We start from the raw sequence: 14,355 nt of genomic DNA on the forward strand, positions 1-14,355 counted from the left end.
AAAAAAAATAATTATAACAACCACACAATTATTGTTAATAAATATATGTTCGTTATAGTATATAGTTCTTTTGAAAAGTAGTTTTGATTATTTATATATTGTTTTTTAATTACTTAGTAGTCCTTGAAAGTAGAATTATTTAAGAATAAAATAGTTTTATAAAACCTTAAATTTTTAAAAAAAAAAGAAGATTAATTAAAATCTTCTTTTTAAAGGTAGGATTAAAGAGAAAATTAAAGCTAAAATTAAAATAGCTATAGGATTTCCAGTTTTCTCTATTTTTGAAGCACTTAATGCAATATTATCAAAATTATTTAAACTTTCATTAGGAGTTTCAACTTCAATAATTTCAGGATCGGTTTCATTTTCAATTATATTATCCTCACTAACTACAATTAAGTTTCCAATTGCATTAGATTCGAAATAATAATCGTTTTCATTAAATTCAGCTATAATTTGATAGCTATCATTTTTAAAACCTTGAGGAATAGTCCAGAAGTATTCAAATTTACCATCAATAACATTAACAATAACTTTAGATCCGTCTGCTAATGTTAAATCTATTTTTCCATTTACATTATTACCTTTTTCATCTACAACTGTACCAGTAATTAAAACATTTTCACCTGCTTTACCTGTTACATCATTAATTGTTGTAGTTGTTTTTAATTTTAAAATAGTAGCTATTCCTTTTGAAGATGAAGATTCATAAATTCTATCACCATTATAACTAGCTATATTATCATAATTTCCTGGTTTAATTCCATTTGGAATTGTCCATTCATAAGTAAATTTACCATCTTTAGCATTTACAGTTACTTTTTCACCATTAACTAAAGTTAAAACTACTTCACCAGTAATATTATTACCTTTTTCATCTACAACTGTACCAGTAATTGTAACAATATCAGCTATTTTACCAGTGACATTATTTATAGTTATAATTGTTTCAAGTTTATTAATTAAAGTTGTATTAGTTGCAGATGAAGCATGATGGGTTTCATTTCCATTATATTTAATAGATACTGTTCCATTACCTATTTGTGCTTCATATGGAATTGCCCATATATAGCTGAATTTACCATCTTTAATAGTTACATTAACACTTTGTCCATTTGCTAATGTTAATATTCCATCTCCATTAACTAAATTTCCATTTTGATCTATAACTGTACCTGTAATTGTAACAGTATCGCCAATTTTTGCTATAAATCCATTTATTTGACTTTCTGTTAAAAGAAGAACTTTGATTATTCCATTTATAATAGTTAAATTATTTCCTCCTTTATAATAAGTACCATTTACAATAAATGAGCCAGGATGTGTAACAGTTAAATTTACACTGTGATGATATCCATCAAAAAATACATCTATTTCATGATGATTAAGTAAATCTTCTACTTGTAATGTTACTGCTTGACCTACAATGTTATTTCCATTATCATCAGTTAATGTTACATTTAAAGGAACTATATGTCCTGCACTTGTAACAATAACTTTTCCTTCAATATAATAAGCAAGTACTTCACTTGTTATATTTCCTGCATTAAATATTTTCTCATAATGACTTGAATTCATTATATTTTTATCTAAAAATAAAATTCCATTATTATATACAAAATGATCATTATCAGTTAAAAGATGTTGGAAATATCCATTTTTCAAAGTTAAATTTTTATTATTAAAGATTGCTGTTCCATTTCCAGCATTATCTATGAAATAATTACCATTTATGAAAATTTCACCATCATTATAGATAGCTCCACCTATATTTGCACTATTATTATTAAAATTATTAGAGTTAGCTATATTAAATCTTAATCCATTGTCATTATAAATTGCACCACCATTATCATTAGCAGTGTTATTAATTATTTCATTATTACCATAAATTCCAAAATAAGGCCCATAGTAATTATAAATTCCTCCACCATTATTATCTGCAGAGTTATTTGCAATTTTATTATTTCCAATAATTGTGAAGTTTGAAGCAGAGTAGTAATCAGCATAAAATCTAGCTAAATTATAAATTCCTCCACCATTATAAGTTGCTATATTATTAACAATTTGATTAGAACCTCTAATTGTGAAATTATAGCATTGATAATTTATGTTTAAACGATTTTCAAAAGCAGTACCATCATTAGTAATTCCCGCACCATTAGTTGCTCTATTATTTCTTATTATATTATTTCCATCAATTAAAAAGTTACTTCCTATATTATTATAAATTCCTCCACCATAAAATGATGCTGAATTATTTTCTATAATATTATTACCTATAATTTTAAAATAATCTCCTTTAAAATTATTTATAGCTCCACCATAACTACTTGCTGTATTATTATAAAAGTTACAATTACCACTTATAGTAAAATTACTTCCACTATTATAAATTGCACCACCATTACGACCAATACAATAAGAAATATTTACATCGGTCAATGTATTATTTATTCCATAATTACGAATAGCTCCACCATTTATATCAGTACGACCTGCACTAGTTATATGGAGATTTTTAATTATTATATTACTACCACCAAAAGAAAATACACTATTTCGAATTCCATTACTAGATGTTCCATTAATAGTATATCCATTTCCATCAAGTGTAAAATCACCTTTAGTTATAAAAATGCCATTATCATAACCACTACCTTCATATTGCACATTTTCTGTTAAATAAACAGTTTCTCCAACACCAACATTTTGAATCGCATTATATATACTTGCATATGTATCAGATGCATTCTGATCATCAGCAGAAACTGAAGATAAAGACATTAATAGTACAATACTTAATAATGATATAAAAATAACTAAATTCGCTTTTTTAAATATCATTTTAATAATACCTCTCCTTTTTAAGATATTTTTATTTGTGAATAATATTTAAAAACTCAACCCTCATTAATAATTATATATTTATTTTATATAAGTTTTTATACAAACGAACTAATTAGATGTGTCAAATAAAAATATCTTAAAAAATTGATTAAAAATAAAAAAAGAAGAAGATTAATTAAAATCTTCTTTTTAAAGGTAGGATTAAACAGAAAATTAAAGCTAAAATTAAAATAGCTATTGGATTTCCTGTTTTATCTAGTGTTTCATCAATTAAAATTTCACTATCTGTATCATCATCTACTGGAGTAGGTGTTGGTCCTGGTGTAGGATCTGAAATAACACTTAAAATACCTGTAGCATTTGAAGGTTCATATAAATCACTGCTAAATTCAGCATAAATATAATAATCGCCTTTTTTAAAGTCTTTAGGTATTGTCCAATAATAGATGAAAGTACCATCAATCACATCAACTGTAACTTGAGATCCATCAGGTAAAGTTAAAGTTATTTTACCTTCCTTTACAGGATTACCATTCTCATCAATAACTTGACCAGTAATAGGAACAGTTTCACCAGGTTTACCACTAACATCATCTAATATAATAGTTGTTTCAAGTTTTTCAATTGTTGCAATACCATTAACATCAGATGGTTCATAGTTATCATCACCTTTAAATTCAACTTTGAAATCTTTTTCTCCAGGAGCCATATCTTCAGGAATAGTCCAATTATAAGAATATTCTCCATCAATTAAGTCAGTTATAACTTCAGTTCCATCTGGTAATGTGATTGTAACTTTACCATTAATAAGATCACCATTTTCATTTGTTACAGTACCTTCAATGGTTACAGTCTCACCAGGTTTACCAGTGACATTTTCAACTGTAATTTCAGTTTTAATACCAGTTACATTTACATTATTACTTGTAGCTTCTTGACCAGTAGGTCTCTCATAACTTGCAACATTAACAGTATTATTTAAAATAGGACTAGCTTTATTATTTATAGTAAATAATAATATTATTTCAGTTGTATCACCTATAGCTAATGTTCCATTATAATACCATTTACCAGTAATATTATTATAAGACCAATCTGACCCTTCAAAATCAACATAAATTAATCCATTAGGAATATAATCAGATAAAATCACACCAGTTGCATTATCAGACCCAATATTAGTTATTGAAATTGTATAATTAATTGAATCTCCTACTTTAACATTTTCACTTGTTGTAATTTTAGTAATATTAAATTCTACAAAAGTAATGTTTGTATTATTACTTGTAGCATTTTTACCAGTTTTTGATTCATTACTAGCAACATTTACAGTATTATTTAAAAATCTTGTAGCATTGCCATTAACTAAGAAGAATAAAGTAATATTAACACTTTCACCACTAGCTAATGTATCATTATAATACCATTTTAAAGTGTCAAGATCATATGTCCAACCTCTACCATCAAAGTAAACAAGTGTCAGGCCTTTTGGAATATATTCAGTTAAAATTATACTAGTAGCATTATCTAATCCAATATTTGTAATAAAAATTGTATAATTAATATATTCACCAATATTTACAACTTTAGAATCAGTGATTTTAGTTATATTAAATTCTACAAATGTAACATTTGTATTATTGCTTGTAACATTTTTACCAGTTTTTGATTCATTACTAGCAACATTTGCAGTATTATTTAAAAGTCTTGTAGCATTTCTATTTACTATAAATTTTAAAACTAATTCTGTAGATTCACCACTAGCTAATGTATCATTATAATACCAATTTTTAATATCAATATCATATTTCCAACCAAATCCTTCAAAACCAATATAAGTTAAACCTTCAGGAATATAATCAGTTATAACAACACCAGTAGCATTATCACTACCAACATTAGAAACAATTATTGTATAACTAATAGTATCTCCAATATTAACAGATTTAATATCAGTTGATTTTGTAATTTCTAAATCAACATATGTAACATTAGTATTATTACTTGTAGCATTCCTACCAAATGGGAATTGTTTACTTGTAACATTTACAGTGTTATTTATTACAGGATTTGCAGTTTCACTAACTTTAAAAATCAAAGTTAAAAAAATAGTCTCACCAGGTTCTAAAGTACCATAATAAACAAATACACCTTTAGAAGTTTCTACCCAATAATCTTCTAAAATATTAACAAAAATCAAATCATCAGTATAATAATCATAAACTGTAATATTAGTAGCATTTTCAACACCATCATTAGTAATGGTAACATTATAAGTAATATAATCACCAATATTTACAAGTTCAGTATTAACTTCTTTAGAAATATTTAATTTATATTCTACTGAATTTAAAATAGCAAAATCATTAATTTGATAATTACTATTAGATCCAAAATATATTCCATCAATAATATATGCTCCTTCTTCAGATGGTATAAATAGGTTTTCTGCATAATAATAACCATCAATAAAATCAGTTACAAAGTCATAATTATAATTAGATCCATTAGGATTTTCTATCCAAATTTCAAGTCCTTGACCAACAATTATATTACCATTATCATCTGTAATTTGTCCATAAATCTTATTTTCAGAACCTAATTCAACAATTTTAGTCCTATTATTTATCATAATAACATGAGTTTCAGATTCAATTAAACCTAAATTATATATTTTTGCAACTGAATCAGAACTCATTGTATTATTTTCTAAATATAACCAAGCATAATCACCAGTATCATTATTACCATTATTATAAATTAAATAAGATGTTCCATTAAAAATTGAATCATATATTAAAAGATCACAAAAATCATTATTATAAATAGCTGAACCATTAATTGCATTATTATTTAAAAATTTAGATTCATAAATATACAATTCACTGTAATGATCATTATATTGATCTTCAAAGCCATTATTATAAATAGCTCCACCATTTAAATTAGCTAAATTATCTTCAAATAAGATATTATCTATTTCCATAAATCCATTATTAAAAATAGCTCCACCATTCTCATCAGCAATATTATTAGTGAAATTAGAATTTAAGATGAATATTTTTCCAAGATAATCATCATCATAACGATCATAATATCCTAAATTATAAATAGCTCCACCATTTAAAGCGAAATTATCATTAAAGTTTACATCAATTAAACCTACATCTCCATAATCATTATAAATAGCTCCACCATTTTCAAATGCATTATTACTTTCAAAAATTCCATTAATTATTTCAATATCACTATAAAAATTATAAATAGCTCCACCATTATTAGCAAAATTTTCACTAAATAAATTAGTTCCATTAATTAAAAAATTCACAAATTCATAATCTATATTATTATAAATAGCTCCACCATTCTCATCAGCAATATTATTAGTGAAAACATTAGAACCATTAATTAAATAATCAATTAGTAAATAGTCCCCATAACTTCTAATATTATTATAAATAGCTCCACCATTATTTTCTGCATAATTATTATTAAAGCTATTAGAATTGCTAATTAAATAATTAATATATCCTTCATCATTACTTGATTCATAATTATAATATATTGCACCGCCATCAAAAGCATTATTATCAGATAAATCATTACCATTTATAATTGATATATTTAAATTTGAATTTTGAGATATAGTTCCAGTAAAATATAATCCTCCACCATAACTTGCATTATTTGAATTAATTATATTATTATTGCTAATTTTTATATTAAAGTCTGTTATATCTTCATAAGCAGAATACTGGAAATAAATTCCCCCACCATTATCACTAGCATTATTATTAGATATATTATTACCATTATCAATTGTTAAATTAAAAGAAGCTCTATAAAGATTTATTGTAGAATAAATTCCTGCACCATTAGATGCAGAATTAAAACTGATTTCATTATTTTTACTTATTAAAACATTATATTTTTTATCACTTTCAGTTACACGAGAGTCTAAATATATTCCTCCACCATCTTCATAAGCTATATTGTTTGATATAACATTATTATCATAAATTGTTAAAGCATTATTTTCTGTATTTATGTTGGTAGAAAAACTAAAAAAGTATTGATCTTGTTGTGTAGCAAATCCATTATAAATTCCTCCACCATTTGCCTCAGCTAAATTTTCAACTATTACATTATTTTTATATATTAAAAAATTATTGCCATTATAATTATAAATTCCTCCACCATTTCTTTTTGCAGTGTTAAAACTTATATTAGTATTTTCACAGATTGTAAAATTATTTCCATTATTATTTCCAATAGTAGTACCACCTAAATTATATATTGCACCACCATCATATGCTTTATTATCATTAAATTTTGAATTATTAATTATTACATTATTACCTGTATTAAAAATAGCTCCACCATAATATGCAGAATTATAAGTTAAAGTAGTATAAATTAACTGTAAATAATCTCCTTCATTAAAAATAGCTCCACCACTATAATCATAGTCCTCAATATATGGTGTAAAACCATTAGTTAAAGTTAAATTTATAAGAGTTACATTATTTCCAGTTATATGAAATATTCTAACCTTTTCTAATCCATTAATTGTATGTCCATTACCAATTATTGTAAGATTATCAAATTGAATTTCAAGTCCATTATAATAAGTACTTTCCTCACCATCATCAAGAGTAATATTACCCTCCATATATATTACACCATTATCTCCCACATGAACAATAACACGATGTAATAAGCTAAAATTACCTTCCCCTACAATGGCACTGTCAAATGTTTCACTATTTTCATTTATTTCATCAACATCATCAATATATTCATTGTTTTCTATATCAATTGAATCAATTTCTTCTGCAGAAATAGACGATATTGAAAATAACAATATAATTATAAATAAAGATAAAAATCTTTTTTTATTAATCATAAAATCCCCCATTAAAATTTTAATTATTCAACCACGATTTTTTAATTAAAAACTTAATAATTATTTAATTACACCCCCAATGAAGAAATTATATTTAGATACTGTAATTATTAAAGATTTTTTTAATATACAGTTACAAGAAAACTATTTTCATTATAGAAATAATTCCAATACAAATACAATTTTCTTTATATGGAAAAGTATTTAGTTTTAATAATATATAATTTTTATGATTTAAAATTAGGTTAAACTTAAAAAAAACTAATTAAATTCAATAAAATTAAATTTATTTATTTAATTTTCATTATTTTATGAATTAATTATAAACAAAATAAATCATGATTTAGTTAAAAAATAGCTAATAATTTAAAAAAAAGTTATTTAAAAGGTAAATAATAGATTTACCTTTTATAAGTATGGGGATAAATAGTCAAAATTCTAATATATGGATTAATAGCTATTATTTACACATAAGGTATTGCCATTGAAATTAATCCTATTACAAAAAATGTTACAAAGTTGATTTTTGCTTTATTAATAATCATTTTAAAAGACTCCTTTTAATTTATTTATTAAAAGATTTTAAACTTAATATTATTATAATCCTCATCATATATAAAGTTTATAGTTTATGAACAGTTCGTTTTAATACATACAATATAATAATGAAAAAATTAATATAAATTACTATTAATTAAAATAAAAAATCAGTTCATTAAACAATAACTCATCATATTAACATTAAAAATAAATTAAGAAATTTTTCATTTAAAAAAATTCAAAGACAAAAATTATAAAAATGATTCAAGCTATCCACACTAATTTAAAAAAAGAAAAAATAAGAAGATTAATTAAAATCTTCTTTTTAATGGTAATATGATTAAGCTAATGATTAAAGCTAAAATTAAAATAGCTATAGGATTAGCTGTTTTTTGCATATTACTTGTGTTTAATGTTTTTGCATCAACAATATCCTTATCATTATTAATTGGACTAGGAGTAGGTCCAGGGGTAGGGCCTGGAGTAGGATCAACTATTACAGTTAAAACACCAGTTCCATTAGATGGATTATATAATTCATTTCCTAAAAATTCTGCAAAGATAGAATAAGTTCCTTCTTTAAAATCTTCAGGAATAGTCCAAGGATATTCAAATTCCCCATTAATTACATCAACAGTAACTTTTGATCCATCAGGCAATGTTAAAATAACTTCACCATTAATATAATCTCCATTGTCTGTAACTAAAGTTCCAATAATTATAACTTCTTCACCAGGTTTACCAGTAACATCATTCACAGTTATTTTAGTATCAACACTAGTAACATCTGTATTATTACTTGTAACATTTATACCATTAGGAATTTCATTGCTAGCTATATTTACAGTATTATTAAAGGTTTTATTAAATGCTTTTTCATTAACTTTAAAAATTAAAGTTAAAATAACTGTATCATTACCAGATAAAGTTCCATTATAAATCCATTTACCATTAGTATAACTCCATCCATCACCATCAAAATCAACATAAGTTAATCCTTCAGGAATATAATCAGTTACAATAATATTTGTAGCATCATCTAAACCAATATTAGTAATTGTAATAAGATATTCAATCAATTCACCAATAGTAACTATTTTAGACTCAGTTGTTTTTGAAGCTTCTAACTCAACAAAAGTAACATTAGTATTATTACTTGTAGCATTTTTACCTCTTGGTGTTTCATTACTAGCTATATTTGCAGTATTATTAAATACTCTATTAGCTTGAGAAGTAATTAAGAAGAATAATGTTATTTCAGCTATATCTCCAGTAGCTAAAGTATTATTATAATACCATATACCATTAGTATAATTCCATCCACTACCTTCAAAGCCAACATAAGTTAATCCATCAGGAATATAATCAGATAAAACTACACCAGTTGCATTATCTAAGCCATTATTAGCGATTGAAATTGTATAACTAATAATATCTCCAACATTAGCAATTTTAACATTAGTTGTTTTATTAATTTGTAAATTTACAAAAGTAAGATTAGTATTATTACTTGTAGCATTTCTACCAAATGGATACTGATCACTAGTAATATTTACAGTATTATTTATTGAATTTAGAGCATTTTCATTAACTATGAAAATTAAAGTTAAAATAATTGTCTCACCAGGAGCTAAATTAAGAGCATAAGTCCATAAACCAGTAAGATTATTATAATTCCAGTTATCACCAATATAATTATAATAACTTAAGCTATTAGGTAAATATTCACGAACTGTAACATTAGTTGCATTTTCACTACCATCATTAGTTATAGTAACATTATAATAAATTAACTCTCCAATATTAACAGAATCTACATCAGTGCTTTTAGAAATATTTAATAAATATTCAACAGAATTTAAAATACCATAATCGTTATATTGATAATCTAAATCTGCCCAATCATAGTATCCTTCAACTTTATATTGACCTACATCCCCAATAATAAGTGATTGACCTAAATAATAATGGCCATTTTCAAAATCTGAAATATCAGCAATTATATTAACTCCATTTGGACCAGTTAAATTAAATGTAAGATTTTGACCTACAATAATATTTCCATTATCATCAGTAATTTGACCATAGATTTTAACAACAGATCCCACTTCAACAATTCTAGTTGCATTATCTAAAAAGATAGCATGAGTTTCTGATAAAATAAAACCTAAATTATAGATCTTTTCAACTGAATCAGACCTCATTGTATTGTTTTTTAAATATAAATATCCATTATATGCTCCATAATGCTCATCATACTCTTCATCATTAAATATTAAATAAGAAGATCCATTAAAGGAAGAATTAAGAATAACTATCAGTGATTCTGGGCTATTATAAATAGCTGAACCATTAATTGCATTATTATTTATAAATGTAGAATTAATAATAACCATCCGTGAGAAGATTCCTGGAGTATTTCCTTCAAATCCATAATTAGCTATTGCACCACCTAAATTATTAGCAATATTATTATTTAAAGTTGTTCCATTTAAAAACATCATACCATAGCCATTAATAATTGCACCACCGTAATCAGCAAAATTATTATTAATTGTATTAGACCCAATAATGAAAATAAAACCTCCATCATTAATAATTGCACCACCTTCTGATGCATTATTATAGCTAATACTATTTGAACCATTAATTAAAATATTCCTATAACCATTATTATAAATTCCACCAGCAAAATCATATGCATTATTATAATCAATATTATTTGAACCATTAATTAAAACATTTATAATTCCATCTCTATTATTTTCATAAGAATAATATAAAGCTCCTCCACCATAAGAAGCATTGTTTTTAGATATATTATTACTTCCAGTTATAGTTAAATTTAAAATTCCATTTTCTCTTACATTATTAATATAATATATTCCTCCACCATTTTCTGCTTTGTTTAAAGTAATTGTATTATTTCCACTCATTAAAAAAGTATAATTATAACCATCATATATAGAAGAAGAAAAATATATTCCTCCACCATTTTCTAAAGCTGTATTTTCAGATATCGTATTATTACCAAATATTGTAAAAGAGTTATTAATAACTTCTATTCTACTTGAAGCCATTCTATTTTGCTGAGGACCGAAATAAAGATAGACATAAATTCCACCACCATTTACAGCACTATTGTTATTTATTAAATTGTTTCCATATATTAAAAAATTATTTCCATGATGATTATAAATTCCACCACCATCGCCATGTGCAATATTATTAGCTATAATAGTATTTCCATCAATTGTAAAATTATTTCCAGGATTATTACTAATATCATTACCACCATAATTAAAAATAGCCCCACCATCACCTGCTTCATTATTATTTAAAATTGAATCACTGATTGTCACAGCATTACCTATATTAAAAATAGCTCCACCTCTATTTGATGCACCTATTTTTGATACATTATTATAAGAGAGGGTTGTATTATATATTGAAATGTTGTGACCTTCATTATAAATAGCTCCACCTTCTGATGCATTATTATACATTAATATTGAGTTTATAATTTCTAAATTGTTCCCATTATTAAAAATAGCTCCGCCAGAACCATACATCTCAACATAATAATCCATATATGCATTATTATAATAAAATTTTGAATCTACAATTCTCCCATAATTTCCAAAAAGACCTAATGCTCCACCAGAAATAGCAACATTACCAATAAAAGTCATGTTGATTAATTGTAAATAGTCACCATTACTATAAATTGCACCACCATGGCCCCAGTTTTCATTAATTCCATTAATTAATGTTAAATTTTTAATTGTTACATTATCTGATTCTATTGTAAATATTCTAACTAAATTTTTTCCATCTATTGTATATCCATTACCTAAAATAGTAATATTATTCCAATTAATTTCAACACCATTAAGAAATGTTGTTTCTTCACCATTTGCAAGAGTAATATTACCTTCTAAATTAACAGTACCATTTTCTCCTGCATCATTAATAGCTTTTTGTAAGTTAGAAAAATTTCCAGAGGCATTTTGCACTGAATTTTTAGTGTTTGCTTCTTGAGAAATTTCTTCTATTAAATTATTTTGAAGATTTATATCATTATCTATTACATTATCATCATTGATTATCTCCTCTGCAGAAATAATCGATAGAGATAATAATAAAACACTAATAATTAATGCAATAGTAATTAATCTTCTCGTTTTATTAATCATATTAATTCTCCCATATTAAAATTTTAAACCACATTTTTTTTAAAAAATCTATTAATAGTTGATTTAAAACACATCTATTAAAGAAAGAATCATATTTAATTATTTATATAATTAAAAAAATTTTATTATATACTTAAAAAAATAATTTTCACTTGAAATTATTTTTAAATTAAATATAATTTTAATTTTCAACCACTAATATAAAATATTATATACTTTTAATTATATATCATTAACGATTTTTCAAAATAAAACAAAATTATTCATATTAAGTTTAAAATTATAAAAAATATAGGAAAATTTTTAATTAATAAACATTTTAGGGGTCTATTTTTTTTATGATTCTGAAAGAGTTTGTAGGTCTGTTTTTTTGTTATAACCGATTGTTGTAATTAGTCCTGCTAAAAATACTCCTAAGATTGTGATTTTTTTCACTGATTTTGGTGTATATTTGTTTATTTTCTTTAAATGTAATCCTTGTTTGCATAATTTAAAAAAATCTTCGATTTTTCCTCTTATTGGTTTATATTGTTTCCATTTTTTGATTAATTGGATTAATTTTTTGGCATTGTTTTTGTAAGACTTTTTGAGCTTTTTTGTGTCTTTATTTTTTGAATAGATGTCTAATGGATAGGATAATAACCCTTCTAATTTTTCTATTTTAATGTTTCCTTTTGGAAAAATGAAAGGGACAATGTTGTACTTTGCAATTCCATGAATATAATTATTGTAGCTGTAATATCCTTTATCAAATATTATTGTATCTTCTTTTTTTAATAAACGTCTTCTTTTTAGTTCTTGTAATATTTCATCAAATATTTTTGTATCGTGTTTTGCTCCAGAATGTATTAAAATAGCAACAGGTATTGCAGATTCATATTCTATCACTACTGTTGCTTTAAATCCAATATAAAAACCTTGCGAGCTTGAATAACTCCATTTCAGATCAAGTGATTTTAAATGTTCTTTACTTCTTTTTTTTCTTTTAACATTAAAATTTAAGTCTACGGGAGTTGCATCAATAATATAAGTCATTTTTCTATTTCTACGATGTAATTTAAATGTTTTTAATATCCTATTTGTAATTTCAAGAATTTGATCCTCAGAAATTTTTCCAAAAAAGTTATAAATCTGACTTGTTTTAGGAACACTACTAATATTAAAGAATTGTCTGAGTTCTAAACTATTATTTAAATCATTAACAATGAAATTAATATCTAAATCAAAAAATAAACCTGTAAAAATAATTTTTAAACATAAAATGAACAAATTAATGTTTTTAATACCATATGAAGCCATTATTTTCTGACTATTTGTGCAATCGATAATTTTAAATATTTTATCTAATAAAATATAATTTGGGTCGTTCTTTACATAATTAAGGTGATGTTTCATTATAATCGCCAATTATACTTTGTAACTCATCTTATATATAATTATGGACTGAACAACCCTTTAAACTAATTTTAAAAAATTATAAAAATGTATTTTTAAAATACAAACAGAAAATACATAAATACTGATAAAAATAAGAACACAAAATCATTTAATTTTAATTAAAAAAATAGATGGCTAAAACATTTATATGAAAAAACACAACAAGATTGTTTTTAATTAAAAAAACTAAATTTAATCATTTAAATTCATTTTAAAAACAAATAAATAAATTTCACATAATAAAACAAATTCTTTTTAAAACTAAGAAAATTTAATAAAAATTACTATTAATTAAAATAAAAAATCAGTTAATTAAACAACAACTTATCATATTAACATTAAACATAAAATAAGAATTTTTTCATTTAAAAAAATTCAAAGACAAAAATTATAAAAATGATTCAGCCTATCCCACACTAAGTAATT

General features: G+C 24.0%; 4 protein-coding genes. All 4 read right to left on the reverse strand.

Going from position 1 to position 14,355, the window contains the following annotated elements:
• Positions 1–195: 195 nt before the first annotated feature.
• Entirely contained in the window at positions 196–2,847 is a 2,652-nt protein-coding gene (locus ACA134_RS05000) for a hypothetical protein (RefSeq protein ID WP_409199328.1), read from the reverse strand.
• Between the two features lie 178 nt (positions 2,848–3,025).
• Positions 3,026–7,756 carry a hypothetical protein gene (locus tag ACA134_RS05005; protein ID WP_409199329.1) on the reverse strand — a complete coding sequence of 1,577 codons (4,731 nt, stop codon included), beginning with the start codon at positions 7,754–7,756 and terminating at the stop codon, positions 3,026–3,028.
• Between the two features lie 851 nt (positions 7,757–8,607).
• Positions 8,608–12,492 carry a beta strand repeat-containing protein gene (locus ACA134_RS05010; RefSeq protein WP_409199330.1) on the reverse strand — a complete coding sequence of 1,295 codons (3,885 nt, stop codon included), beginning with the start codon at positions 12,490–12,492 and terminating at the stop codon, positions 8,608–8,610.
• Positions 12,493–12,828: 336 nt separating this feature from the next.
• Entirely contained in the window at positions 12,829–13,887 is a 1,059-nt protein-coding gene (locus ACA134_RS05015) for a transposase (RefSeq protein ID WP_409199331.1), read from the reverse strand.
• Between the last annotated feature and the right edge of the window lie 468 nt (positions 13,888–14,355).

The organism is Methanobrevibacter sp. DSM 116169 (assembly GCF_046197865.1).
In the GTDB taxonomy this organism is placed as follows: domain Archaea; phylum Methanobacteriota; class Methanobacteria; order Methanobacteriales; family Methanobacteriaceae; genus JAHKLT01.

Bases quoted from the DNA above. Each gene is read 5' to 3' on its own strand.
- ACA134_RS05000 (WP_409199328.1), bottom strand. From the start codon at position 2,847: ATGATATTTAAAAAAGCGAATTTAGTTATTTTTATATCATTATTAAGT.
- ACA134_RS05005 (WP_409199329.1), bottom strand. From the start codon at position 7,756: ATGATTAATAAAAAAAGATTTTTATCTTTATTTATAATTATATTGTTA.
- ACA134_RS05010 (WP_409199330.1), bottom strand. From the start codon at position 12,492: ATGATTAATAAAACGAGAAGATTAATTACTATTGCATTAATTATTAGT.
- ACA134_RS05015 (WP_409199331.1), bottom strand. From the start codon at position 13,887: ATGAAACATCACCTTAATTATGTAAAGAACGACCCAAATTATATTTTA.